The organism is Pelagibius sp., assembly GCF_028289705.1.
Taxonomy (GTDB): Bacteria; Pseudomonadota; Alphaproteobacteria; order Kiloniellales; family Kiloniellaceae; genus Pelagibius.
This window is the reverse complement of sequence record NZ_JANQOI010000070.1, coordinates 27,741-52,458: the sequence shown is the minus strand read 5'-3', so window position 1 is coordinate 52,458 and position 24,718 is coordinate 27,741. Positions and strand designations below refer to the sequence as shown.

Genomic DNA, 24,718 nt, shown 5'->3' with positions numbered 1-24,718 from the left:
TGCCGGCGGCACCAGACCGCCCGAAGGGTCGCGCACAGGCGCCCGTCCGCTACGTCGCGCCCCTCAACCGTAGTCCCCGCTACGCTTTTCGGACCGCTCCTGGCGGTGCGGACGCCTGAACACGACGCAGACCGTGGAGGGGGTGAGGAATGCGGGCTAAACATGACAAGCTCCTTTGAAGAAATCGGATTGGCGCGGGACCTTCACTGGCGAGGCGGCAGCGCCAAGACAGACGAGATAGGGGGCCGTCATGTCCGGTTCGTTTCGCCGAAGCCGGAGAATGATTTCTTCTGTTTCACCCGCTGAAACACGGCCGCGGCCCCGGGTCTGTCCCGATCTGCCAGGTGGTTGAACCGGCGGGAGGCCCGGGCTTAGACTTTCGCCCTGGGCATGTGCCGGGGGGCCAAGCGCCGAAGGGAGCCGAAAGGAGACGGAGTGATGTATCCAAGAGCCACCAGACTAGCGGCGGCGGCCGCACTCGCGCTTCTTCTGGCGCCCTGGCAGGGCGCCCCGCTCGGGGCCAAGGAGTTCCGCTGGGCCTCCACCACCGATCCGCAGACCCTCGATCCCCATGCCGTCAACTCAGCCCCGGTTCTCGGGTTCTTGAACAACGTCTACGAAGGGCTGGTGCGCCGGGGCCGGGACATGAAGATCGAAGGGGCGCTGGCCGAGCGCTGGGAGCCGCTGGGCGACGACGGCTGGCGCTTTCACCTGCGCCGCGGCGTCACCTTTCACGACGGTTCGGCCTTCACCGCCGAGGACGTGCTGTTTTCCTATGAGCGCGCGAGCGCCGAGGAGGCCGATGTCCGCTCCTGGTTCGCGCCGGTGCGCGAGGTCCGCATGGTGGACGGCTTCACCGTCGACTTCCTGACCAAGGCGCCCAACCCGATCTTCCCGGACTCCATCGCCAACTTCATGATCATGGACAAGGACTGGTCGGAGGCCAACGGCACCGCCCGCACCTCGACCCAGGCCGAGACCTTCGCCACCCTGAACGCCAACGGCACCGGCGCCTTCCGGGTGGCCGAGCGCTCCCCGGGGGTGCGCACGGTGCTGGAGCCCTATGCCGGCTGGTGGGGCGCGGTGGAGCACAACGTCACCCGCGCGGTCTTCACGCCGATCACCCAGCAGGCAACGGCGGTGGCGGCCCTCATTTCCGGCGAGGTCGACTTCATCAACCCGGTACCGCTGCAGGACGTGCCGCGGCTGGAAGGCGCCCCCGGCGTCAAGGTCATGCAGGGCATCGAGGCGCGGGTGATCATGCTGGGCTTCGCCCACCAGGCGGCGGCGCTGAAGTTCTCCGACGAGACCGGCGATGCCAATCCCTTCCAGGACCCGCGGGTGCGCAAGGCGGTCTATCAGGCAATCGACGTGGAGACCCTGATCAAGAAGGTGATGCGCGGCAACGCCGCCCCGGCGAGCCTGCTGGTCAGCCCGGCGATGCGCGGCTACAGCCCCGGGCTGGCGGCGCGCGAAGCCTTCGATCCGGCGGCGAGCAGGGCGCAGCTGGCCGCGGCCGGCTACCCCGACGGCTTCAGCTTCGGCCTCGCCTGCCCCAACGATCGCTACATCAACGACGCCAGCATCTGCACGGCGGTCGCCGCCATGCTGGCCAAGGTCGGCCTCACGGTGAAGCTGAACACCATGCCGGTGCGCCAGTACTGGCCGGAGCTGCGGGCCGGGCAGTTCGACATGTACATGCTCGGCTGGTCGCCGGGCACCTTCGATGCCGAACATCCCATCCGCTTCCTGCTGGCCACGCCGAACAAGGAGAAGAAGCTGGGAAGCTGGAACTTCGGCGGCTTCTCCGACAGCCAGGTCGACGACCTGCTGCCGAAAATCCAGCGTGAGATCGACCCCTCCGCCCGCCAGCAGATGCTGGACGAAGTCCACGGCCGTCTGCAGCAGGAAGTGGCCTACGTGCCGCTTTACGTGCAGCCGCTGGTCTGGGGCATGAAGCAGAACATCGAGGTCACCCAGCGCGCCGACAACTTCTTCATCCTGCGCTGGGTCACGGTGAACTGAACCCGCTTAGGAGCCCGTCTGCAACATCGCGGCGATCTCGTCCTTCAGCAGCAGGCGTTCCTTCTTCAGGTCCTCGGTGCGCATGTCCGAGGCGGCCTCGACCTCGCTCTCGATGCGGTGAATCTCCCGGTTGACCGTATGATACTGATCCGCCAGGCGGGCGAAGTGGGCCGATTCCATCTTCAGGCGGTGGATCGCCTCGGCGGATTCGGGGAATTCGTCGGCGAGCTCGTGGGGGGTGTGGGTCATAGAATCCTCTGCGGGTTTGCGGTCTTGATGCCGAGTTGGCCCCAAGGACGGCCACGCCTCATTGATCTTGGTCAAAGCCCAGGCGCCGCCTATGCTGCGGCGGAAGACGGACCGAGAGCCGTCAAGGCCGCGTTCGAAGGCTGGAACAGGGGGTAGGGGTGGAGCGCACGCAGGTGGCCATCATCGGCGCCGGCCCGGCGGGCCTGCTGCTGGGCCAGTTGCTGCTCCGCCAAGGCATCGATGCGGTCATCCTGGAGCGGCACACGGCGGCGCATGTGCTCGGGCGCATCCGCGCCGGGGTTCTGGAGCCCGGGACCGTCGAGCTGATCACCCGCGCCGGCTGCGACCGGCGCCTCAGGGCGGAGGGACTGCTCCACGGCGGCGTCAATCTTTGTTTCGGAGGGGAGCGGCACCGCATCGACCTCGTGGGCCTCACCGGCGGCAAGCAGGTGACGGTCTACGGCCAGACCGAGGTCACCCGGGATCTGATGGACGCCCGCGCCGCCGCCGGGGCCGTCACCCACTACGAGGCCGAGGAGGTCTCGCTGCACGACTTCGACGGCCCGCGGCCTTTCCTGCGCTTCGTCAGGGACGGGGCCGAGCGCACCCTGCACTGCGAGTTCATCGCCGGCTGCGACGGTTTCCACGGCATCAGCCGCCCTTCGGTTCCGGAAAGCGCGATGGAGACCTTCGAGCGGGTCTATCCCTTCGGCTGGCTGGGGCTGCTGGCCGACGTGCCGCCGGTGAACGAGGAACTGATCTATGTGAACCACGAGGACGGTTTCGCCCTCTGTTCCATGCGCTCGCCGACCCGCAGCCGCTACTACCTGCAATGCCCTGCGGAGGAGCGTGTCGAGAATTGGAGCGACGAACGCTTCTGGGATGAGCTTCGCCGCCGCCTGGACCCGGAGGCGGCGTCCCGGCTGACCACCGGCCCGGCCCTGGAAAAATCCATCGCCCCCTTGCGCAGCTTCGTGACGGAACCCTTGCGCTTCGGGCGGCTGTTTCTTGCCGGCGATGCCGCCCACATCGTGCCGCCCACCGGCGCCAAGGGCCTCAACCTCGCGGCCAGCGACGTGCACTACCTGTCGGAAGCCCTGATCGAACACTTCTGCGACGGCTCTTCGGCGGGGCTGGAGGCCTATTCGTCCCGTGCCCTGGCGCGCATCTGGAAGGCCGAGCGGTTTTCCTGGTGGATGACCTCGATGATGCACCGCTTTCCCGAGGTCGGGCGTTTCGGGCGCAGGATTCAGCGGGCCGAGCTGGAGTACCTCGTCTCCTCGCGCGCCGCCGCCACCGCGCTCGCCGAGAACTACGTCGGCCTTCCCTACTAGAAGACAGTGCCCGCGATGAGAGCCGCTCTTTGCCCTTTGTCCCCGCTTGGCGTTTCGGACTAGGTTGAGACCCGTCGGGTCCTTGTGAGTTCTCTCACAGCGGCGGGCCGGGGAGACCCTAAGCTGCCGCAAGGCAACGGCCTTGGGCCGCAGGAACTGGGGAAGGGAAGGGCAATGAGCGACGTGATCGAGGGCCTGGACAAGGCACCGGAAACCCTGCCGCCGGGGGCGGGCCGGGCCGACAGCAGCCTGCGCCGGCTCACCCTCAAGGGCCAGACCTTCCTTGTGCTCAAACAGCGCGGCCGCTTCCCCGACATCGCCTACGATCACGCCCGCCTCTTGGCGCAGGAGATTCACGACGGCGCCTTTCCGGAGATCATCTCGACCATCGCCCGCGCGGTGAACCTGGAAAGCGACACCCTCAGCCACGTCGCCAGCGCGCTTTACCGCTGCTACAGCGACCGCGTTCTGCGCAACTCCAGTCGCGAGTTCCGGGAGGCTGTTGACGGCCTCTCCCAGGGCTACCGCGATGGCATCGACGGACCCGCCTTCACGGACCTGGAGGTCCGCGATGCCATCATCGCCATCGAGGTGGGCAACGTCATCGACGGCCTGTCGCGGATCTTCCAGCTTCCCGGTGTGCGGCTGGCGCGGGCGCCAAAGATTCTGCCGCTGGTCATACCCTCGCTGTTCGATGACGAGGCCAAGGCTTACCTGCAAGAGGCGACGACCGAGGAGGCAAAGCAGCAGGATCTCGGCGCCGCCCTGGTAGCGCTCAGCGGGCCCAACAACCGCATCGACTTCGCCTGCACCGGTTTCGTCGTGCCCGGCGCCTTCACCAAAGACGGCCGCCACCTGCACGCCCGCAACCTGGATGCCGATCTTTATCACTGGAACAAGGCGCCGGTGCTTTCCTTGATCGACGAGACCGAGGGGCAGCAGGGCCGGCACAAGTACGCCGCTTTCGGCACCGCCGGGCTGATCTATCCCGGCGGCATCAGCGGCCTCAACGACGCGGGGCTGGCCGTCGCCCTGCACCAGATGTCCACCACCCAGATCCAGAGTGGCTTCCTCTTCGACACCGGCGACATCTGTCCTTTCGTTCAGCAAAGGGTCTTGCGCGAGGCGGCCAACGTCGACGAGGCGGTCGACCTGGTGAAGGACAGCCGGCACTTCGCCGCCTGGACCATCTGCGTCTCCGATGCCAAGACCGGCCAGTCTGCGCGCATCGAGGTGAACGGCGAGCGCGTTCGCGTGAGCAAATACGCCAACGAGGCGATCCCGCAGACCAACCACTTCCTGCACGCCGATATGGCCGAGCGGCTGTTCGACGAGGACGACCAGCACTTCACCCCCAGCTTCGGTAAGTGGCTGGAGACCCACGCCCGCTACGATGCCGTGACGGCGGCCCTGAAGGCCGACGCGCCCGAGCGGCGGATCGACCTGGACTGGGCCATCGACTGGCTGTCGTCCAGCCACGACGGCGCTCTCGAGAAGATCCGCAAGGGCATCGACGGTGAGGTTTCGCCCCTGGCGGCCGAGCGTTCCTACGGGCGCGTGCCGCGCAAGGTCTACAGCCAGCTCGGCAGCATCGTCCTGGCAGACCCGAAGCGCCGCTTCTACCGCGACGAGGTCTGGATGACCACCGGCGACCGCCAGCCGAGCCCGCACAGCGGCTATGCCGGCTTTCAGGTGGACTGGGAGGGCTTCGAGCTCAATCCCGTCGCGCCGGAACCGGTGAAACGCGTCGCCCACTACGCCGAGGACGGCCGCAAGAACTGGGAGGAGTCCCTGGTGCGCTATCTCTGGGCGCGCCTGGCGGTGTCACGCCCGCGCGACGAAAACGGCGCGCTGCTGCGCCGCCGGCTCACCGACGCCGAGGTGCGGGCGGGCCAGGAGCGGGCGGTCCACCTGCTGGGCTCGGCCATCGAGCTGGCGGCCGACGACCGCATCGTCGAGGTGCCCTATCACTACATGCGCGCCCGCTTCAATCACGAACTCGGCAACTACGCGGCAGCGGAGGCCGACTGGCGGCTGCTGCGCGCGATCTGGGCTTGGCAGACCGACGCCCCGGCCATCGCCGCCGACTGGCCGGTGGCCAACCCCAAGGCGATGCCGCTGATGCACCCCTATGAGGCGGCCCTGGTCGCCCTGCTGTCCTCGGCGACCGAGGACCTGCGCACCGGCAACACGGCCTGGGAGGGGCGCGACGCGCGGCTGGAGGAAGCACGCAGCCTCTTCGCCGCCCTCCAAACGGACTACTTCGGCGACGGCACCGCCCACTTCGATCTCGACGACTGGCTCGACCTCCTCGAGGAGATCAAGGACCAGGGCGCCGGCGCCGTGTCCCTGCCCGGCCCCAACTTCGTGACGGTGGAATAGCGGCTGATTGGCGGTTGGGGCGCGCACTCATGAACAACGGATAGCGGACGATCGCTTTCCGCAGAAGTCCGGACATCCACCTGCCGGCCGCCCTTGTCGCAGATGTGCCGTGAGCGGGTATCGGTGGCCTGTTTCAGGTGCTGGTAGTCGTCTGGATCGGTGCTGCGTGTTGAGTGCTTCGCCATACCAACGCCTCGACAGTCTTGGCAGAATCTCGATGAAATATGGCAGGACGGCGGAAATCTGCCAACTGTAGACTGTAGGTCACTCAGCCCGGTGGTGACGGAAGACCAAGACCATGAACCGCGACCGTCTGTACTTCTTGCTTCTGAACATCGGCCACTTCATGGATCACCTCTTCACCTTGATTTTCGCCACCGTGGCCGCGCTGGTGCTCTACAGGGAATGGGGCGTTTCCTACGCAGAGTTGCTGGCCTATGCGACGCCTGGGTTTTTCGCCTTCGGCGCTTTCGCCCTGCCGGCGGGCTGGCTTGCCGACAAGTGGAGCCGCGACGGGATGATGTGTGTCTTTTTCATCGGCATCGGGTTGGTTTCCACCGCCACCGGCTTCGCGCAGACCCCGCTGCAAATCGGTATCGGGCTTTTCGCCATCGGCGTGTTCGCGGCCATCTATCATCCCGTCGGGCTGGCCATCGTCACCACCAAGTGGCGCGATACAGGGATGCGGATCGCCGCAAACGGCGTTTGGGGAAACCTGGGGGTCGCCGCCGCCGCCCTGATCACCGGCTACCTCATCGACCATGCCGGATGGCGCATGGCTTTCATCCTGCCCGGCTTCTTCTCCATTGCCGTTGGCATCGCCTATATGTTGCTTCGCTGGGAAGGTATTGGCGCTGAACGAAAAGCCTCCAAGACAGAGGCCTCCGCAGCGGCGCCTGCGCCATCGCCCGAGTACAAGCGACTGCTGGTCCGTGTTTCCGCGATCGTCTTTCTGACGACGGCGGTCTCCTCGATCATCTTTCAGTCGACGACCTTCGCGTTACCGAAGATCTTCGAGGAACGGCTTCAAGGACTTGCCGCTGACATGGCCGCTTGGGCCGATGGTCTCGCAGCCGGAAGGAGCAGTGACATGGCGACCATGATCGGTTCCATGGCCTTCATCGTCTTTGCCGTGGCCTCGGTCGCCCAACTGATTGTCGGCTCAATGCTCGACCGCTTTGGGCCGCGCCGCGTGTTCATGTCCGTGGCGGTCATTCAACTGATTTTCTTCTCGGCCATGCCGGGTCTCACGGATGGTCCCGCGCTTTTGGTTGCCTTGGGCTTTATGCTCGGCGCCTTCGGGCAGATTCCGATCAACGACTTCATGATCGGCAAGACCGCCTCAGGCCCCTACCGGGCACGCATCTATGGTGTGCGCTATGTCGTCAGCTTCACCGTGTTGGCCGCGACCCTGCCCTTGATCGGCTTTGTGTATCACAACTGGGGATTCGATACCCTGTTCCGTATCCTTGCCGCCGCAGCCCTGGTCATTCTCGCTGCTGTGACGATCCTGCCGAGAAAGCTCCCCACGCCTGAATCGGCAATGGCAGCGGCGGAGTAGGTTCCTTGTGGATCAGTCTGAGACCAACGGCTTTCAATGGCTGGTGTCCGATCTGAGGTGCGGATCGGCGGGAAGGACTCAGGCTTGGGCCAAGATCCCGCCGCGCCGGAGAGATGATTATGCGAGATACCGGTAAGTGGCTCTTCAAGCTGGCCCGCATCCTCGCCGTGGCCTACGTCGCCACCGTCGCTTTGATGTTCGCACTGCAGACCCAACTGCTTTTCCCGACCTACATGGTGTCGGGTTCCGAGCCGCCCATGCCGGCATCCACCATCCGCCTTGAGGTCGCGACGCCCAATGGCGAGAGCCTCCGGGGCGTTCACCTGCCGCCCGCCCGTGAGCGATCGAGGGAGCGGCTGGTGGTTCTCGGCTTCGGCGGCAACGCTTGGAACGCAGGCAGCCTCGCGGTGTTTCTTCACCAGCTGTTTCCCGAGGCCGAGGTGGTTACCTTCCACTATCGCGGATACGAGCCCAGTAGCGGCAGCCCGAGCGCCGCCGCCCTTCTCGCCGATACGCCTGTGGTCTATGACCATGTGCTGGAGGCTGTCGGCGCGGAGCGTGTCGTCGCCGTGGGGATCAGTATCGGCGCCAGCATCGCGGCAGAGCTCGCAGCCCAGCGTCCCCTTGCGGGCCTGATCTTGGTGACGCCCTTCGATTCCCTAGAGGCGCTTGCCCGCGATCACTATCCTTGGGTACCGGTGGGTTGGCTGCTGCGCCATCACATGTCAACCGTCGAGTCCCTGCGCGGCTTGGCTACCCCGACCGCCCTCATCACCGCCGAACGTGACACCGTCGTGCCACCGCGTCGCACCGTCGCGGTGCGGCGGGCGATCTCCTCTCTGGTGCTGGACCGCACAATTAAGGGCGCGGGCCACAACGATCTATTTGGTCGCCCCGACTTCCGCGAGGCCATGACAGAGGCGTTGGCACGGATCGACTAGGCCCAGGGTCGCGGGGACCGTTGCGCGGTACGAGAACCACGCGGCCAACTTCTTCGATCTCGTCAAGCGCGCCGCAGTCTGCAGATAGAGTCGCCCTTGCGAGTCAAAGGCCTACAAGGCCATCTGCGCTTTTCCGAGGTCGGTCAGGTCGTCGAGGGTGGCGCGGCCCTTGAAGTCGACCTCGTAGTTCTCCGGGGCGAAGTCCGGGGCGCTTTCGCCGGCGAGGAAGGCGGCGGCCTGCTTGCGGGCGTAGGCCTCGTTCTTGGGGCAGCGCGGCGAGGCGCCGATGTAGATGACGTTGGACTCGTGGTTGCCGTTGTGCACGTCCTCGACGGCGTGGATCATGTCCGGGTGCCACCAGACCGTATCGCCCGGCTCCACCCGGGGGATCGAGACCAGGCCGTCCAGCAGGTCCTCGTGCCAGGTTGGGTCGGCGCAGAGGGCGCGGCCCGGCAGGGCGCCGCAGAGCTCGTCATCCGGCACGTCCGGCTGCAGGGCCCGCAGCAGCATGTAGGCGATGGCCGAGGAGATCGGCACGAGCTGCAAGGTGCCGTCATTAGGCCCCTGGCTGGTGAGCGCGGTCCAGCCCTGGAAGGAGCGGAACATGGAGCAGACTGCCGGCGAGGCGTATTCGCGCGTCTGGGTGCGATAGGTGGCCTTCCAGGGGTCGTAGGCCGTCCAGTCGCCGCCGAAGACGGCTTCGTAGATCTTCTGGAAGGCCGGGTCGACCCAGCGCTCGTAGGAGCCGGCGTCCATGTGCGGCGAGAGGCCGAGTTTGCTGTCCCCCGGGCGGCGCCGGCGCGTGCGGTCGGCATAGGTGAAGTCGTTGTCGGGATCGAACTCCTGGCCGGTGGGCCCGCGCACGTCCCAGAGGCCGTTGAGGAATCGCTTGGTCTCGGCCATCTCCGGGGCCTGGCGGGCCATGATCTGGGGCTTCGACCAGTAGAGCCCGAAGATCTGCGGGCGCGCCGCGTCGAGCCCGTCGAAGTACTTGTCCATCCCGGACTTTTCCTGCGCCTTTTCCAGGTAGCGGTTCTCGGCGATGTAGCTGCCGATCTCCGCGTTCCAGGCTTCCGCCCGGGCGCGCGGGAAGACGCCGCGGATGACCACCGCGCCACGGCGGCGGATGCGGTCGCGGTCTTGCGACGCCACGCGGCCCGCCTGGACCGCGGCGAAGTCGATCTGCGGCACCGCCGAGCCGGTCCTGGCTTCCTCGTCCAGGAGCGCCGCGACCTCCCTTCGCATGCCCTCGCGCACCTTGGCGAAGGCGGCGACCACGTCCTGCCGGCCGCGCAGCTCGGCTTTGGCCTTGACGATGAAGTGACGGATGGTTTCGTCCATGGGGTCCTCCGAATGGCTGCTGCCGGTCATTGCCGCGCCGCGGCTGCGGGCGGGTGCTGCGTTCTGAACCGCAGTTCCGGCACTCTGATGCTTTGCAGGGTGTCGATGGGTTCCTCGTTGATGCGCCGGACCAGGATGCTTGCCAGGGCGTGGCCGGTGGCGGTCAGGTCCTCGAAAATCGTGTCGATGGCGGGCGTGGTGTGGTCGAGCACCGAGGAGGTCTGCTTGGCCACCAGATCGAAGTCCTGGCCCGGCATCATCCCGGCATCGCGCAGGCCCGCGCCCAGGGCCAGCGCCGAGACGTCGCCACTGCAGATGAAGCCGTCCGGGCGCGCGCCGTTCCCGACCAGCGCGCGCACCGCCGTGCGAATGGCGTCGGGCGCGGAATCGGTGTCGATGCCCGGGGTGGGGACAATGGCGGCGCCAAAGTGGTGCACGGCCCGCTCGAAGCCCATCATCATGTGATTGTGGTAGGTGACGCCTTCGGGCGGCGCGATGAGGCTGAGCCGCCGACGGCCCTTCTCGGTCAGGCGCTTGGCGGCCTCGAAGGCGAAGGCGTAGTTGTCGAAGTCGTGGTAGGGATGCGGCGTCGCCAGCTCGGTGCGCCCGTGGGAGACGAAGGGAAAGTCCATCTCCAGGAGATAACGGATGCGCACGTCCTGGGGCCGGGTGCGCGAGAGGATGATCCCGTCGGCCGAGCCGGTCTCGATGATGTAGCGGATCGGCTCCATGGGATCGCCGCCCAGAAAGTGGGGGGTCACCACCAGGTGATAGGCGGTCTCCCGCAGCGCCTGGGAGATGCCGAAGATCATGGAGGTGCCGTAGCCCATGACCTCCTCATGGGGATTGAGCACCAGGCTGATCACGTTGGTCTTGCCGGTGCGCAGACGCACCCCGGCGCGGTCCGGGCGGTAGCCGATATCCCGGGCGATGCGGCGCACCCGCTTCTTGGTTTCCTCGCCGATCTCCGGCCCGTCCTTCAGCGCCCGGGAGACCGTGGTCACCCCCAGATTGGCGATCTCGGCGATGGTCTTCAGGGTCGGGCGCTTGCCGCTGTCCGGCGGCAGGGAGGCGCTGCCCTGCGGCGCGGCCGCCCGGGTCTTGCTGGCGTCTGTCCTGGCCCTGCTTTTCGGTGCCATTCTGGTGCTGCTCCCGGCCTCGAGGGGCCGCGTGGAAACCCCGCGACTATACCTGTATCGTTACAGATCGCAACGGGGATTCTGGCGATTCCTTTATTCATCGATGTTTCGGTTCCTAATATTTCATATATATCAGTATATTATGTATGTTCTCTATTTTTCCTCAAAGGGGGAGTTGACCGAACGGATCTGTAACGTTACAGATAAGGAAAGTTGAACTGTGAACACAGACCTGAACTGGGAGGAACATGATGACCCGCTTTGGCTTGAAGCTTTCCGCTAGCCTGGTGGCTCTGGCACTTGTGGCCGGCGGCCCGGCCGCGGCCGCGGAAGAGGTGGAGGTGCTGCACTGGTGGACGTCGGGCGGCGAGGCGGCCGCGCTGAACGTCCTGAAAGAGGACCTCGAGAGCAAAGGCGTCGGCTGGCAGGACATGCCGGTGGCCGGCGGTGGCGGCGAGCAGGCGATGACCGTGCTGCGCGCCCGGGTGACCGCCGGCAACGCGCCCACGGCGGTGCAGATGCTGGGCTTCGACATCCAGGACTGGGCCCAGGAGGGGGCCCTGGCGGACCTCAACGAGCTGGCGGCCTCGGAGAACTGGGACACAGTGGTGCCGGCCGCCCTGCAGCGCTTCGCCAAGCACGACGGCAAGTGGATCTCCGCGCCGGTCAACGTGCACTCGACCAACTGGGTCTGGGCCAACAAGAAGATCTTCGACGAACTCGGCATCGCCCAGCCCAACACTTGGGACGAACTGGTCGCGGCCCTGACGAAGATCCAGGATGCCGGCTATGTGGCGGTGGCCCATGGCGGGCAGGCCTGGCAGGACGCGACGATCTTCGACGCCGTGGTGATGAGCGTCGGCGGGCCTGACTTCTACAAGGCCGCCTTCATCGATCTCGATCCCGATGCCCTGGGCGGCGCGCAGATGACCGAGGCCTTCCAGCGCATGGAAACCCTGCGCGGCTTCGTCGACGAGAACTTCTCCGGCCGCGACTGGAACCTGGCTTCGGCCATGGTGATCGAGGGCAAGGCCGGGCTGCAGTTCATGGGCGACTGGGCCAAGGGCGAGTTCCTCAAGGCCGGCCTGACACCGGATCAGGACTTCCTCTGCTTCCGCTTCCCCGGCACCGACGGCACGGTGACCTTCAACTCCGACCAGTTCGCCATGTTCTCGGTCGGCACCGAGCGGCGCGATGCGCAGGTGAAGCTGGCCTCCTCCATCATGGCGCCCTCCTTCCAGTCCGCCTTCAACGTCGTCAAGGGCTCGGTGCCGGCGCGCACCGACGTCTCCGATGCCGACTTCGATGCCTGCGGCAAGAAGGGCATGAAGCAGCTCGCCGCGGCCAACGACGCCGGCAAGCTCTTCGGCTCCATGGCCCACGGCCATGCCGCGCCGGCATCCGTGAAGAACGCGATCTACGACGTCGTGACCGCGCACTTCAACGGCGAATTCGATGCCGCGACGGCCGCTGAAGAGCTGGTCAACGCGGTGGACGCCGCGCAGTAACCTCCCGCTGCGCAAGCGGCGCCCGGACCTCGTTTCGGGCGCCGCTTCCCCGGGCCCCGCGCCTCACTCAAGAGCTGACGTCTTCGCCATGCCGACCCGCCTGCGCGCCACTGCCCAGGATCTGCTGCCGAAACTCGTGCTGTCGCCGAGCTTCGTTCTGATCCTGATCTTCGTCTACGGCTTCATCGTCTTCACCGGCTATCTGTCGTTCACCGGCTCGCGCATGCTGCCGTCCTTCGACCTGGTGGGCTTTGCCAACTACTTCAAGCTCTTCAGCCTGCGCCATTGGTCGACCGCCCTCAGCAACCTGGCGATCTTCGGGGTGCTCTACATCGGCATCTGCACGGTGATCGGCCTGGGGCTGGCCATCCTGCTGGACCAGAAGATCCGTGGCGAGGGTGTGCTGCGACCGATCTTCCTCTATCCCATGGCGCTCTCCTTCATCGTCACCGGCACCGCCTGGAAGTGGTTCCTCGATCCCGGGATCGGCCTGGAAAACGTGATGCACCTCTGGGGTTGGGAATCCTTCGAGTTCCGGTGGATCAAGGACCGCGACATGGCGATCTACACCATCGTCATCGCCGCCGTCTGGCAGTCCTCCGGCTTCGTCATGGCGATGTTCCTGGCCGGCCTGCGCGGCATCGACAACGAGATCCTGAAGGCCGCGCAGATCGACGGCGCCTCGGCCTGGAAGCTCTACCGCCGCATCGTCATTCCCATGCTACGGCCGGCCTTCCTCTCGGCCTTCGTCGTGCTCGCCCACCTGGCGATCAAGTCCTACGACCTGGTGATCGCGCTGACCAACGGCGGCCCGGGACGGGCCACCGAGATGCCGGCGACCTTCATGTACTCCTACACCTTCACCCGCAACCAGATGGGGGTCGGCGCCTCCTCGGCGGTGATCATGCTGATCATGATCGCCTCCATCATCATACCCTATCTCTACAGCGAGCTGAGGGAGAAGCGGACATGAGCGCGGCCAGCAACGACATCGCCCTGCGCACCGGCGTGATCACCCGCGTGGCCATCTTCGCGGTGCTGATTCTCTTCGCGGTCTATTACCTGCTGCCGCTCTTCGTCATGCTGGTGAATTCGGTGAAGCCGCTGGAGGAAATCCGCTCCGGCAATATGCTGGCGCTGCCGGAGGTCTTCACCATCGCGCCCTGGATCAATGCCTGGGGAGAGGCGCAGATCGGCGTGCAGCCCACCGGTCTCTCGCCCTACTTCGTCAACTCCATCATGATGGTGGTTCCGGCGGTCTTCATCGCCACCTTCCTGGGCGCGCTGAACGGCTATGTGCTGACCAAGTGGCGGTTCCGCGGCCACCGCATCGTCTTCGGGCTTATGCTGTTTTCCTGCTTCATCCCCTTCCAGATCGTGCTCATTCCCATGGCGCGGATTCTCGGCCTGCTGGGGATAGCCGGCACCACCTGGGGGCTGGTGCTGGTCCATGTTGTCTACGGCCTGGGCTTCACCACCCTGTTCTTCCGCAACTACTACGATGCCTTTCCCAGCGAGCTGATCCGGGCGGCGACCATCGACGGCGCCGGATTCTTCCGCATTTTCCGCCGCATCCTGCTGCCGTCGTCCGGGCCCATCATCGTGGTCACCGTGATCTGGCAGTTCACCAACGTCTGGAACGACTTCCTTTTCGGCGCTTCCTTCGCCGACTTCGACAGCCAGCCCATGACGGTGGCCCTGAACAACCTGGTGAGTTCCTCCACCGGGGTGAAGGAATACAACGTCCACTTCGCCGGGGCGATCCTCGCGGCCTTGCCCACGCTCGTCGTCTATGTCGTATCCGGCCGCTACTTCGTGCGCGGGCTCATGGCCGGCGCGGTGAAGGGCTAGGTCCGCTAGGGGGTAATCATGGCGTTTCTCGAAATCCGCGATCTCCGCAAGTCCTTCCACGAGGTCGACGTGCTGAAGGGCATCGACATCGCCATCGACGAAGGCGGCTTCCTCGTGCTCGTCGGCCCTTCGGGCTGCGGCAAGTCGACCCTGCTGAACACCATCGCCGGGCTGGAGACCATCACCGCCGGCGAGATCCGCATCAACGGGCGTCCGGTGAACGACCTGCATCCCTCCCAGCGCGACATCGCGATGGTGTTCCAGTCCTATGCCCTCTATCCCAACATGAACGTCGCCGAGAACATCGCCTTCGGCCTGGAGATGCGCGGCGTGTCGAAGCCGGAGCGCGAGGCCGCCGTCGGCCGGGTGGCCGACATGCTGCAGATCGACCACCTGCTGAAACGCCGCCCCGGCCAGCTTTCCGGCGGCCAGCGCCAGCGTGTCGCCATGGGCCGCGCCCTGGTGCGGGAGCCGCAGGTCTTTCTCTTCGACGAGCCGCTCTCCAACCTCGACGCCAAGCTGCGGGTGGACATGCGCACCGAGATCAAGAAGCTGCACCAGGCGCTGGGCACCACCATCGTCTATGTCACCCACGACCAGATTGAGGCCATGACCCTGGCGACCCAGATCGCCGTGCTGAAAGACGGTATCCTGCAGCAGGTCGGCACCCCCGATCAGGTCTATGCCAGCCCCGCCAATGTCTTCGTCGCCGACTTCATGGGCTCGCCCACCATGAATCTGGTGCCCGGAAACGTACAGTCGGCCAACGGCACCACCTCCGTCAGGATCGGCGCGGTGGATCTGCCCATCGCCGAGCCGACCGAGGCGCTGCGCGCCCGCGCCGGCCAGGATGTGGTCTTCGGCGTGCGCCCGGAGGACGTCACCGACGTTGCCAGCGCCGATCGCTCGGCCCGCTACGTGGAGACCGTCGACTGCAACATCGACGTGGTGGAACCCACGGGCGCCGACAAGTTCGTCGTGACCCGCCTGGGCGAGAAGGAATTCACGGCGCGGGTGCGCTCCAGCGAGAGGATCGCCCCGGGCGACCGGGTGCCGCTGGCCTTCAACATGGACAAGGTGCACTTCTTCGATCCGCAGACCGAAATGCGGATAAATTAGGGTGTTCTTGTCTTTCGGCACCGGCCCGCACCCCCGCCCGGCCACCCAGCGCGAGTATCCTAGTGGGTGGCCGGGCGGGGGTGCGGGCCGGAACCGCTTCGAGTTCGGAGAACGAGAACAGTCATGACACTAAGGGTCGGATTGGTCGGTTACGGGCTGGCCGGCAAGGTGTTTCACGCGCCGCTGTTTGCCGCGGCGGGCCTCGATCTTGTCGCGGTGGCGTCCTCCGACAGCGCCAAGGTCCATGCCGACCACCCGGACGCGCGAGTCCACCCGACGCCGGCCGCGCTCTTCGCCGATCCCGACGTGGATCTCGCGGTGTTGGCGACCCCCAGCCCGACCCACCCGGGGCTGATGCTGGAGGCCCTGGCCGCGGGCAAGCACGTGGTCTCCGATAAGCCCTTTACACCGAGCGTTGCGGAAGCCGATGCCGTAATCGCCGCGGCGGCCGCGGCGGGGCGGGTCGCCACCTGTTTCCAGAACCGCCGCTGGGATTCCGACTTCCTGACGCTGAAGGCCCTGATCGAGGCCGGCGAGCTGGGCGAGATCAAGAGCTACCGCGCGCATTTCGAGTTCTTCCGGCCGGAGGTGACGGAACGCTGGCAGGAGGCACCGGCCCCCGGCGTCGGGATCCACTACGATCTCGGGGCCCACCTGATCGACCAAGCCTTGCATCTCTTCGGCCTTCCCGACTGGGTGGAGGGGGACCTCGTCAGCCAGCGCCGCGGCGGCCAGATCGCCGACGCCTTTCACGCCCGCATGGGCAAGGGCGACCTCAGGATCGACCTCTTCGCAAGCTATTGCGTCCCGGATCCCTCGACCCGCTATGCCGTCCACGGCACCCACGGCTCCTACATGAAACGTTTCATGGATATCCAGGAGGACCAGCTGCGGGCCGGTATGACGCCGCTGGACGAGGGCTTCGGCGTCGAGCCGCAGGACCGCTGGGCCCGGGTGACCACCTACCAGGATGGCCAGGCCAGCACCCGCTTCGAACCGAGCCTGCCAGGCGCACATCACCGCTTCTATGCCCTCTTGCGCGAGGCGCTGGAAAGCGGTACACCGCCGCCCGTCCGGGCGGAAGAAGCCCGCGACACTATCCGTCTAATCGAGATGATCAGAGACTCGAGCGACAGTGGAGCCCGTCTCCGCTGCTGACGGTGTTTTGGAGAGGGTCTCGGTCGGCACGGCTCCCAGACTGCGTTGGGGCTGCGGCGGCGCGCGACAGGGGATGGTCAGGTGCCAATGGATCGGCTGGTCGGCGGTTTTGGTCCCAGCGGACTCGGGCCGCGGATTGCAGCGGGCGCGAGAGTATCCGAGGGATTGTCGGGCTCAGCGATTGATCCTTCGGGGCATCTGTCGTAAATCACAGGCCCGTAACAAATGCGACGACGCCGTCATCCCGTCCCCCAACATGAGGCCGGATTCGTCTCGAACGGTTCACGGAATTGGGCTGCCTACATTGAAATGCATGTAACCCCGTTGACCTTTTGTGAAAATCACACGACTCTAGAGAATCTGCGGGGGATTTGGGGGAATCCAATCTTGTCGGGCAAATCCGCACTGCCGCGATACCGATTGCGCACGCTGCCAGGCTGGCCCGGCGGCGGGCGACCGCATGTTTCGTTGACTTAGTTTCTCCAGGGGGGCACGGGCAGCGTCACGAAGGAAAGGCTCAGCCTGAGGCAAAAGGACAATCTGCCCGAAAAAAGACACAGGAAAGCCAGGTAAAGAGAAAAGCTAGGGATTGAATAATGCCAGGTGTAACGGCATCCACGAATACGAGTCTGCCTTTTGTCGTTTCTGACTTCGCCACGCTGGCCGAAGGATTGGATTACGCCGCACGGGGTGAGACGGGATGCAATTTCTTTGGCCGAAAAGGCGAACTCCGGCAGTCCTTGACCTACCGCGAGATTCGCGATCTCGCCGTCACCATGGCACAGCGCTTCGACAAGGCCGGGCTGAAGCGCGGGACCCGGGTTGCGATCGTTGCCGAGACGAGCCCGGATTTCCTGGTCTTTTTCTTCGCCTGCCAATACGCAGGTATGATTCCCGTCCCATTGCCGCTGACCATCCATCTGGGCGGCCACGACGCCTATGTGACGCGCCTGCGGTCGATGATCGTCAAGGCCGGTGCCGAGGTCGCGGTGGGTCCGGCGGAGATGCTCCACTATCTGAAGGAAGCCGCCGGTTCCCTGAAGATGATCGGAACGCCGGAGGACTTTTACGCCCTGCCCTTTGAGGGGGGCGCACTCCGGCCCTTCACCAGCGATGAAGCCTGCTACATCCAGTACTCCTCCGGCAGCACCAGCGTGCCGCGCGGCGTGCTGGTCTCGCAGCAGGCGATTACCAGCAATGCGCGTGGGATCGGCCGGCACGGCCTGGACCTGCGCCAGGGCGACCGCAGCACCTCCTGGCTGCCGCTCTATCACGACATGGGGCTGGTCGGCTTCTGCCTGACGCCGATGCTGAGCCAGATCACCATCGATTATCTGGCGACCAAGAACTTCGCGCTGCGTCCGCTCACCTGGCTGAAGCTCATCTCCGAGCATGGCAGCACCATCTCCTTCAGCCCGACCTTCGGCTACGAGCTTTGCGTGCGCCGCGGCCTCAACGGTTCGGCCAAGACCATCGACCTCTCCCGCTGGCGGGTGGCCGGCATCGGCGGAGAAATGGTCCGGGCGGAGATCCTGGATCGCTTCGTCGGGACCTTCGGGGTCACAGGTTTCTCCGCCAAGGCCTTCCTGCCCAGCTACGGCTTGGCCGAATCCACCCTTGCCGTGACTTTTACGCCCCTGGACCAGGGGGTGGAGGTCGACCGTGTCGATCAGGAACACTTCGCCCAGACCGGCAGTGTGGTGTCGGTGAAGCGCAACGGCATCGGTTCGAGCCGCGCCGCCCGGCCCTTCGTGATCTGCGGCGTTCCGCTGCCCGACCATGAGGTGGAGATCCGCAGCGAGCTGAACGTCGCCCTGCCGGACCATCATATCGGCCGGGTCGTGGTCCGCGGGCCCAGCGTCATGGACGGCTATTTCAACGATCCGGTGGCGACCTCGGCGGTTTTCACCGACGACGGCTGGCTGGATACCGGCGATCTCGGCTATATGACCGATGGGCGCCTGGTCGTGACCGGCCGCCGCAAGGATCTGGTCATTCTCAACGGCTTGAACATCTGGCCGCAGGACGTCGAGTGGGCGGTGGAGGCCCTGGAAGACGTCAGGGCCAGCGATGTCGCCTGCTTTTCGGTGATCGAGCCCGGCGAGGGCGAACGGATGATCGTGGTGCTGCAGTGCCGCCTGCACGATGTCGCCGCCCGCGAGAGCCTGCGCAAGAAGGTGGTCGCCACGGTGCGCAAGACCTGTGGCGCCGACTGCCAGGTCGTCCTGGTGCCGCCGAAGACCCTGAAGTTCACCTCCTCCGGCAAGCTGAGCCGCTCGGCCGTGCGCGAAGACTACATCGCCGGCGAAATCTTCGATCTCAACCTCGCCGTCGGCCAGTCGGGCCCGGCCAGAGCCGCGTTCTCAGAACAGCGCAAATAGCCGGCGCACCGCGGGGGAGCGCCGCGATCGCTCTAGATTAGCTCCCCATGACCAGCCAGACACCGCAAGCCGGAACCGTTGCCCTGACCGGGGCCACGGGCTTTGTGGGCGGCCATATCGCCCGCCGGCTGGCCGCCGGTGGATGGCGGGTCAGGGCCCTGGTCCGCAGGCCCTTGCAGGACAGCGCGCTAGGCGACCTCGGTGAGCTGGTGACGCCGGTGCAAGGCGCGCTGGACTCCCCTGCGGCCTTGAGCGAGCTGGTCGCCGGTGCCGACGCCGTGGTGCACTGCGCCGGCCTTGTGGCGGCCCGGCGGCGCAGCGAGTTTCACGCCGTCAACGGCATCGGAACCGCCCGCCTGGCCGAGGCGGCGGCAGCGGCGCCCGGCGCGCCGCGGTTCCTGCTCATCTCCTCCCTGGCCGCCCGCGAGCCCGGGCTCTCGCCCTATGCGGCCAGCAAGCGGGAGGCCGAAGACCTGCTGCGGCGTAAAGCGGAGGGCCTGTCCTGGCAGGTCCTGCGGCCCCCGGTGGTCTATGGGCCCGGTGACCGGGCCACCTTGGACCTCTTTCGCCAGTTCGCCCGCGGGTTCGCGCTCATCCCGGGCGGTGCCGGCCGCTTCTCCATGATCTACGTCGAGGATCTTGCCGCCGCGGTGGAGGCGTTGTTGCAGGCATCCCCGCCGGAGCCCCACATCATCGAGCTTGATGATGCCAGGCCTGGCGGCTATGCATGGGCCGACGTCGTCGCTGCGGCCGAACGCCAGCTTGGGCGTCGGGTGCGCAGCCTGGCCGTACCGGGGCCGCTGCTGCGGCTGGTGGCGGGCATCAGCAGCGGAATGGCCATGCTGACCGGGCGCGCCTCGGTGCTGTCCCAGGGGAAGGTGAACGAGATTGCCCATCCGGACTGGGTCTGCCGCAGCAATCTGCTCGGCGATCTGGTTCCTTGGCGCCCGCTGGTGGCGTTCGAGGAGGGTTTCTCAAGGACCCTCGCATGGTATAAGGCTGCTGGCTGGCTATAGCCGGCACAAAGGCAAGGGAAAAGGGGACCCGCGGTCGCCGCCGCCCGGCGGAGACAACTCCAATTCGGACATCGCATCCGGGGCGCAGGTCACACCATGAGGAATAGGTATGCAGTGGACTGCCGATACGGTCCAGACGGAGGTTGTACAGCTTCTTGAGCCCTTTAATCCAAAAGGCATCGAGCTGACGCCGGAGACCGATCTTTCAGCCGATCTCTACATGGATTCCGTTGCCGCGATGAACCTGGTTATGGAAATTGAGGACCGCTTCGAGATCGACATCCCGATCAGCCTGCTCCCCGACGTCAACAGCCTGCAGGATCTGGTGGACGTCGTGTTGGCACAGTTGAGCAAAGACTGACTCCATGAGCCTCTTCGACAAGTACGATCAGGTCGCCGCCCGCCACGACCGCCTTGTGGCGGCGGGCCGCGACCCCTTCAACATCTGCATGGACCGCATCGTCTCGGCGACGGAAGCGATCGTCGACGGCCGCGAGGTCATCCTGGTGGGGACCAACAACTATCTGGGCCTCACCTTCGATCAGGATTGCGTCGATGCCGCGGTCGCAGCCGTGAAGCGGGAGGGGACCGGCACCACCGGCTCGCGCATCGCCAACGGCACCTATTCCAGCCACCGTGCCCTGGAGCAGGAAATCGCGGATTTCCTCGGGCGCCGCTCGGCCCTGGTGTTTCCCACCGGCTACCAGGCAAACCTGGGCATCCTGGCGGGGCTGGCGGGCTCCAAAGACGTTATTCTGCTCGATGCCGACTCCCATGCGAGCATCTACGACGGCTGCCGCCTGAGCGGCGCCACCCTGATCCGCTTCCGCCACAACTCGCCGGCAGATCTGGACAAGCGCCTCTCTCGCCTGAAGGACAAGGAGGGCGGCAAGCTGGTGGTGGTCGAGGGCATCTACAGCATGCTGGGCGACCAGGCGCCGCTCGACGAGTTCGTCGACGTGAAGCGCCGCCACGGTGTCGAACTGCTGGTGGACGAGGCCCACTCCCTGGGTGTCTTCGGCGAGAACGGGCGCGGGATCGCCGAGTCGGCCGGCGTCGAAGAGGACGTCGACTACGTGGTCGGCACCTTCAGCAAGAGCCTGGGCGCCGTGGGCGGCTTCGGCGCCTCCGACCAGCCGGCCTTCGAACGGCTGCGCTATACCAGCCGGCCCTACATGTTCACCGCCTCCTCCTCGCCCTCCAGCATCGCCACGGCCATGGCCACCCTGGGCAAGATCAAGTCTGGCCCGCATCTCCGCAAACAGCTCTGGGACAACGCGCGGATGCTCTACCAGGGCCTCACGGACCTCGGCTTTACCATCTGCGCCGAGACCAGCCCCATCGTCGCCGTGAAGATGCCCGGCGAGGCGGCCGCGGTCTTCATGTGGAACGCCCTTCTGGAAGCCGGGGTCTACGTCAATCTGGCCTTGCCGCCGGGCACCCCCGACGGAAGCTGCCTGCTGCGCTGCAGCCTGTCCGCGGCCCACACGCCGGCGCAGGTGACCAAGGTCTGCGATGTCTTCGACCAGTGCTTCCAGGCGTTGCGTTCCTGGCAGGACGCGCAGTCGGCGGCGGAGTAGCCGGCGAACGCCCCTTCTATTTGAAAGCGCCGCGCCGGTAGAGCTGCCAGAACAGCACCGTCGAGGCCAGGACCGGATGGCGCCGCTGCCAGGGCGTCAGCGTGACCGCGACGCCGGAATGGCGCTCAATCTTCCACTGCAGGTACTGGGCGCCGTTCTGAAAGGTGAAGGCCGCCTTGATCAGCCGCAGCGCCGACAAAAGCTTGCCCTGGAGACGCCGGAGCAGCCACCTAGCGCCGACGCTTTGTGACCGCTTGGTGACTGTGTCGGTTCCTGAGGCCTGCAGCGCGATCAGCGCCGCGGTGCCGGCCCGCGCGAAATAGTCTTCGTTGGCGGCCAGAAGTCTGGCGATCCGCTCCGGCGGTTCGGCGCGCAGTTCCGCGCTATAGCTCTGGCGGAACACGGCAGTCCAGACATCATGGACGGTGGCACCGGGCCTCAGCGCCAAGCCCTCGGCCATGGTCTTGCGGACAGCCCCTTCGAGGGCTGCGATCACTACCGTCCGCACCGCTTCGTCGCGGCAGTGGGCCAACCGGCAGGGCTGGGCAAAACGCGCCCAGAGGTAGGGATGAAACCAGCCGCCGCCGGCGCCGCGGGCGAAATCCGCCAGGGAAATCACCGCATACTTGGCGCGCACGACCGTGCCCTCGAACGGCGTTTCCAGATAGTAGACATTGGGCGGCAGGGCCCAGTTGAGCAGGGCGGACAGGCGCCCGTGATGGGCGCTGCGGTAGTCGTCCACCAGCAGGTAGAGATCGACGATCTTTCCCTCGACGCTGTCCTGCTGCAGGCAGGAGCCATAGAACAGCACCGCGGCGACAGTTTCCCCGTGGCGTTGCCGCGCCGCCGCGACGATGGCGGCGACAGGCGGCGAGACCTGCTGGTCCACTTCGTTCTGGAGGACAGATCTCAGGTCGCCGCTGTCCATCGGGCCTAGATCCTCAGAAAGCGCGCCTGGTCGGCGGCCGTCAGAATCACCGGTTTCTCCGCTTCGGGCTCAAGCAACTCACCGTCCAGGGTAAAGGGGCAGTTCATGGTCAGCGAAACGCGGCCGGCCTTGCGGCTCATGTAGCTGCTGTCCGGCAGGCTGCGGTCTTCGCGCCCGTAGAGCAGGCGCCAAGCATAGCGCAGGATGCGCTCGGGCGGATAAGCGATGCTGGTGAAGCGCAGGTGGCCCTGGCTGCCGTTCCAGAACGGCCGGCTGCCGAGGATCAGGCGGTCCAGGGTGGTGGCCAGGACCACCAGGCTGAAGAGGTCCTGCGGGGGCAGATTGTCGAAGGCGGCCTCGATGCGGTCGCCGGAAAAGACCGCGGCGCCGTTCTTTGCTTCGGCCTCGGCGCTCCGGCGTCCGCCGCGCAGGAGCCAGCCGCCCAGCAGGCCTGCCAGGGTGACGGCTGCGGCGGCATCGGCCTTGATCTGATAGGGATGCACCTGGTTGCGGCAGGCGAGGATGGCGCGATAGATCGCCGCCCCGCCGAAGAACATGCCGTACTGCGGCTTTCGATCGCGGGCATTCTCCAGGCGCAGGATGCGCCGTTCGACAGTCGCCCGGTCCAACTCCCCGGCGTCCCTGGTTTGCAGCAGCCGCGTGAGGCCGCGGCGGCGCAGGCCCACGTCGGCGGCGATCATGTTGGTCATGCCCCGGGGCACCACGGCGAGGCGCGGGGGCTTCTCGTAGGGCCGCGTGCCGAACAACTCCGTCAGGACGGCCTGGACCGTGCCGTCGCCGCCGGCAACGGCGACCACGTCGATCTCCTGCCGGGCGAAGTCGGCGAGGATCTCGGGAATCTCGGTGATGGCGCCGAGGACCACGTGACGGGTCTCCGGCGCCTCCGCCAAGACCTTGGCGAAGCGGTCCAGTCCGCCCTTGTTTTTCTGGCTGCGCGGGTTGGTGATGACGCCCAGTCTCGCCATGCTCACGCAGGCCCCGCCATCCAGGACGTGAGCTTTCCGGTCCGGCGCGCGGCCTGGGCGGCCTGCAGCAATTGCAGCCCGTGGAGTAGCAGGCAGACCGCGGTCCAGACCGCCACCGCAATCAGGCCCCAGTCCGGCCGGCCGACGGCGACGGCAAGGGTGAGCAGCACGAGGTTCGGGTTGCGCCGGGCCGTTACCAGGCGGAACCAGGTGTCGATGCGCCGCCAGACATGGATCTCCAGGCCGAAGCGCCAGATCGAAATCCCCTCAATGACCCGCTGCAGCACATAGCCGGCGATGATGACGATGAGCATGAATTCGAGCGCGCCCGGCATCACCGCATGGGCCCCCTGCTGCAGGCCGATCCCCCAGGCCAGATACCAGAAGGGCGGATGGATGAGGTCGATGGAATGGTCGAAGACGTTGCCGAACTTGCTGGACTTCAGGGTCACCCGGGCGAGCTTGCCGTCGACGGTGTCGAGGAAGGTCATCAGCCAGGCCGCGACGAGACCAAGCAACCAGTCGCCCTGCCAGAACCAGTAGAAGGCGACGATCACCATCACCAGGCTCAGGGCTGTCACCTGATTGGGTGTGATGCCGAAGCGCGCGCAGAACTTGGTGACGTAGAAGGCCGGCCGCGGCCAGAGCCACTTGGTGACGAGATCGGTGGCACCCTTGTAGGTGCCCATGAAGATGCGCCATTCGGTGGCCGCCCGCTCCGCAGGTCCGGGGAGCAGGGCATAGGGCTCTTCGCGCTTGCGCAGCGCCTGCCAGTAGGAAGCCCCGAGATCGGCAACGCGGGCGGCGTGCAGTCCGCCGGGCAGTTGCGCGCCCGGTCCCTGGCGCAGGACCTCGGCGGCGCGCAGGGCCAGACCCGCCGGGGCGTGGACCGCCAGGGGCACGCCGTCCTGCGGTCCGTTGGACAGGAGGACCGCCCCCGGGTTGGCCAGCAACGCCTGGATCAGCGGCGCGTCGATGACCGCGTCGGCCCGTGCCAGGAGGACAGCTTCGCTCTCCCCAGCCAGGCTGTTTTCCTCAACGAAGCGCTCGATGCCGGCCTTGACCAGGGCCCTGCGCAGCCGTCCGCCGGGGTTGTCGAACCAGATCTCCAGGTCGCTGCTGCCGACAAGGCAGGCCACGGCCGCCGGCTGGCCGCCGGCGAGCGGCGGCGCGGCATCCGTGGAGGGCCGTGGATCGGTCTCAGCGCTCACCTGGGCTC

At 66.3% G+C, this 24,718-nt stretch carries 20 protein-coding genes; 14 read left to right on the top strand and 6 right to left on the bottom strand.

Features of this window, described 5'->3' with window-relative positions; translation table 11 throughout:
- Positions 1–438: 438 nt before the first annotated feature.
- Positions 439–2,025 carry an ABC transporter substrate-binding protein gene (locus Q0996_RS08605; protein ID WP_299617689.1) on the top strand — a complete coding sequence of 529 codons (1,587 nt, stop codon included), beginning with the start codon at positions 439–441 and terminating at the stop codon, positions 2,023–2,025.
- A gap of 6 nt (positions 2,026–2,031) precedes the next feature.
- Here the strand turns inward: Q0996_RS08605 and Q0996_RS08600 are convergent, their stop codons facing one another.
- Positions 2,032–2,274, bottom strand: a complete 243-nt coding sequence (locus tag Q0996_RS08600) for a YdcH family protein (RefSeq protein ID WP_299617687.1) — start codon at positions 2,272–2,274, stop codon at positions 2,032–2,034.
- A gap of 158 nt (positions 2,275–2,432) precedes the next feature.
- Here Q0996_RS08600 and pobA point away from each other — a divergent pair, with 158 nt between their 5' ends.
- From pobA to Q0996_RS08580, 4 genes are all read left to right on the top strand, one after another.
- Positions 2,433–3,608: a 4-hydroxybenzoate 3-monooxygenase gene (gene pobA, locus Q0996_RS08595; protein WP_299617685.1), complete on the top strand. Its 1,176-nt coding sequence runs from the start codon at positions 2,433–2,435 to the stop codon at positions 3,606–3,608.
- Positions 3,609–3,782: 174 nt separating this feature from the next.
- A complete protein-coding gene (locus tag Q0996_RS08590) occupies positions 3,783–5,990 on the top strand; it encodes a C45 family peptidase (RefSeq protein ID WP_299617683.1) in 2,208 nt (735 codons plus the stop codon).
- 298 nt (positions 5,991–6,288) lie between these two features.
- A complete protein-coding gene (locus Q0996_RS08585; RefSeq protein WP_299617681.1) occupies positions 6,289–7,551 on the top strand; it encodes an MFS transporter in 1,263 nt (420 codons plus the stop codon).
- A gap of 119 nt (positions 7,552–7,670) precedes the next feature.
- The gene (locus Q0996_RS08580) at positions 7,671–8,492 is read left to right on the top strand and encodes an alpha/beta hydrolase (RefSeq protein ID WP_299617679.1); all 822 of its coding nucleotides are present in this window, start codon (positions 7,671–7,673) and stop codon (positions 8,490–8,492) included.
- 111 nt (positions 8,493–8,603) lie between these two features.
- Here Q0996_RS08580 and Q0996_RS08575 read toward each other — a convergent pair whose 3' ends face one another.
- Together Q0996_RS08575 and Q0996_RS08570 are read right to left on the bottom strand one after the other, a co-directional pair.
- Positions 8,604–9,833, bottom strand: coding sequence for a YbiU family protein (locus tag Q0996_RS08575; protein ID WP_299617677.1), 1,230 nt, complete (start codon positions 9,831–9,833; stop codon positions 8,604–8,606).
- Positions 9,834–9,859: 26 nt separating this feature from the next.
- Positions 9,860–10,972 carry a LacI family transcriptional regulator gene (locus Q0996_RS08570; protein ID WP_299617675.1) on the bottom strand — a complete coding sequence of 371 codons (1,113 nt, stop codon included), beginning with the start codon at positions 10,970–10,972 and terminating at the stop codon, positions 9,860–9,862.
- A gap of 251 nt (positions 10,973–11,223) precedes the next feature.
- Here Q0996_RS08570 and Q0996_RS08565 point away from each other — a divergent pair, with 251 nt between their 5' ends.
- The 9 genes from Q0996_RS08565 (at position 11,224) to Q0996_RS08525 (ending at position 21,585) form a co-directional block, all read left to right on the top strand.
- A complete protein-coding gene (locus Q0996_RS08565) occupies positions 11,224–12,480 on the top strand; it encodes an ABC transporter substrate-binding protein (RefSeq protein ID WP_322096666.1) in 1,257 nt (418 codons plus the stop codon).
- Positions 12,481–12,568: 88 nt separating this feature from the next.
- Positions 12,569–13,453, top strand: a complete 885-nt coding sequence (locus Q0996_RS08560; RefSeq protein ID WP_299617671.1) for a carbohydrate ABC transporter permease — start codon at positions 12,569–12,571, stop codon at positions 13,451–13,453.
- Positions 13,450–14,331: a carbohydrate ABC transporter permease gene (locus tag Q0996_RS08555; RefSeq protein WP_299617669.1), complete on the top strand. Its 882-nt coding sequence runs from the start codon at positions 13,450–13,452 to the stop codon at positions 14,329–14,331. The genes Q0996_RS08560 and Q0996_RS08555 overlap by 4 nt, the downstream gene beginning before the upstream one ends.
- Before the next feature lie 18 nt (positions 14,332–14,349).
- Complete coding sequence (locus tag Q0996_RS08550) at positions 14,350–15,450, top strand: ABC transporter ATP-binding protein (protein WP_299617667.1); 1,101 nt, start codon at positions 14,350–14,352, stop codon at positions 15,448–15,450.
- Positions 15,451–15,573: 123 nt separating this feature from the next.
- Positions 15,574–16,608 (top strand): oxidoreductase, encoded by a 1,035-nt coding sequence (locus Q0996_RS08545; protein ID WP_299617665.1) that lies wholly within the window; start codon positions 15,574–15,576, stop codon positions 16,606–16,608.
- Positions 16,609–17,204: 596 nt separating this feature from the next.
- Positions 17,205–18,989, top strand: coding sequence for a fatty acyl-AMP ligase (locus Q0996_RS08540; protein WP_299617663.1), 1,785 nt, complete (start codon positions 17,205–17,207; stop codon positions 18,987–18,989).
- Between the two features lie 47 nt (positions 18,990–19,036).
- The gene (locus Q0996_RS08535) at positions 19,037–20,005 is read left to right on the top strand and encodes an NAD(P)-dependent oxidoreductase (protein WP_299617661.1); all 969 of its coding nucleotides are present in this window, start codon (positions 19,037–19,039) and stop codon (positions 20,003–20,005) included.
- 109 nt (positions 20,006–20,114) lie between these two features.
- On the top strand, positions 20,115–20,366 hold the full coding sequence (locus Q0996_RS08530) for an acyl carrier protein (RefSeq protein ID WP_299617659.1): 252 nt from the start codon (positions 20,115–20,117) through the stop codon (positions 20,364–20,366).
- Between the two features lie 4 nt (positions 20,367–20,370).
- Positions 20,371–21,585: an aminotransferase class I/II-fold pyridoxal phosphate-dependent enzyme gene (locus tag Q0996_RS08525; protein WP_299617657.1), complete on the top strand. Its 1,215-nt coding sequence runs from the start codon at positions 20,371–20,373 to the stop codon at positions 21,583–21,585.
- A 16-nt stretch (positions 21,586–21,601) separates the two neighbouring features.
- On the opposite strand, the gene Q0996_RS08520 is transcribed toward Q0996_RS08525, so the two are convergent.
- The 3 genes from Q0996_RS08520 to Q0996_RS08510 are packed head-to-tail and all read right to left on the bottom strand — an operon-like array spanning position 21,602 to position 24,710.
- Positions 21,602–22,513: a hypothetical protein gene (locus Q0996_RS08520; RefSeq protein ID WP_299617654.1), complete on the bottom strand. Its 912-nt coding sequence runs from the start codon at positions 22,511–22,513 to the stop codon at positions 21,602–21,604.
- A 5-nt stretch (positions 22,514–22,518) separates the two neighbouring features.
- The gene (locus Q0996_RS08515) at positions 22,519–23,499 is read right to left on the bottom strand and encodes an acylglycerol kinase family protein (protein WP_299617691.1); all 981 of its coding nucleotides are present in this window, start codon (positions 23,497–23,499) and stop codon (positions 22,519–22,521) included.
- 2 nt (positions 23,500–23,501) lie between these two features.
- The gene (locus Q0996_RS08510; protein ID WP_299617652.1) at positions 23,502–24,710 is read right to left on the bottom strand and encodes a CDP-alcohol phosphatidyltransferase family protein; all 1,209 of its coding nucleotides are present in this window, start codon (positions 24,708–24,710) and stop codon (positions 23,502–23,504) included.
- Positions 24,711–24,718 lie beyond the last annotated feature (8 nt).

What these genes read in the sequence shown, in the direction of transcription:
- Q0996_RS08605 (WP_299617689.1), top strand. Translation starts at nt 439, where the DNA reads ATGTATCCAAGAGCCACCAGACTAGCGGCGGCGGCCGCACTCGCGCTT.
- Q0996_RS08600 (WP_299617687.1), bottom strand. Translation starts at nt 2,274, where the DNA reads ATGACCCACACCCCCCACGAGCTCGCCGACGAATTCCCCGAATCCGCC.
- Q0996_RS08590 (WP_299617683.1), top strand. Translation starts at nt 3,783, where the DNA reads ATGAGCGACGTGATCGAGGGCCTGGACAAGGCACCGGAAACCCTGCCG.
- Q0996_RS08585 (WP_299617681.1), top strand. Translation starts at nt 6,289, where the DNA reads ATGAACCGCGACCGTCTGTACTTCTTGCTTCTGAACATCGGCCACTTC.
- Q0996_RS08580 (WP_299617679.1), top strand. Translation starts at nt 7,671, where the DNA reads ATGCGAGATACCGGTAAGTGGCTCTTCAAGCTGGCCCGCATCCTCGCC.
- Q0996_RS08575 (WP_299617677.1), bottom strand. Translation starts at nt 9,833, where the DNA reads ATGGACGAAACCATCCGTCACTTCATCGTCAAGGCCAAAGCCGAGCTG.
- Q0996_RS08570 (WP_299617675.1), bottom strand. Translation starts at nt 10,972, where the DNA reads ATGGCACCGAAAAGCAGGGCCAGGACAGACGCCAGCAAGACCCGGGCG.
- Q0996_RS08565 (WP_322096666.1), top strand. Translation starts at nt 11,224, where the DNA reads ATGACCCGCTTTGGCTTGAAGCTTTCCGCTAGCCTGGTGGCTCTGGCA.
- Q0996_RS08560 (WP_299617671.1), top strand. Translation starts at nt 12,569, where the DNA reads ATGCCGACCCGCCTGCGCGCCACTGCCCAGGATCTGCTGCCGAAACTC.
- Q0996_RS08555 (WP_299617669.1), top strand. Translation starts at nt 13,450, where the DNA reads ATGAGCGCGGCCAGCAACGACATCGCCCTGCGCACCGGCGTGATCACC.
- Q0996_RS08550 (WP_299617667.1), top strand. Translation starts at nt 14,350, where the DNA reads ATGGCGTTTCTCGAAATCCGCGATCTCCGCAAGTCCTTCCACGAGGTC.
- Q0996_RS08545 (WP_299617665.1), top strand. Translation starts at nt 15,574, where the DNA reads ATGACACTAAGGGTCGGATTGGTCGGTTACGGGCTGGCCGGCAAGGTG.
- Q0996_RS08540 (WP_299617663.1), top strand. Translation starts at nt 17,205, where the DNA reads ATGCCAGGTGTAACGGCATCCACGAATACGAGTCTGCCTTTTGTCGTT.
- Q0996_RS08535 (WP_299617661.1), top strand. Translation starts at nt 19,037, where the DNA reads ATGACCAGCCAGACACCGCAAGCCGGAACCGTTGCCCTGACCGGGGCC.
- Q0996_RS08530 (WP_299617659.1), top strand. Translation starts at nt 20,115, where the DNA reads ATGCAGTGGACTGCCGATACGGTCCAGACGGAGGTTGTACAGCTTCTT.
- Q0996_RS08525 (WP_299617657.1), top strand. Translation starts at nt 20,371, where the DNA reads ATGAGCCTCTTCGACAAGTACGATCAGGTCGCCGCCCGCCACGACCGC.
- Q0996_RS08520 (WP_299617654.1), bottom strand. Translation starts at nt 22,513, where the DNA reads ATGGACAGCGGCGACCTGAGATCTGTCCTCCAGAACGAAGTGGACCAG.
- Q0996_RS08515 (WP_299617691.1), bottom strand. Translation starts at nt 23,499, where the DNA reads ATGGCGAGACTGGGCGTCATCACCAACCCGCGCAGCCAGAAAAACAAG.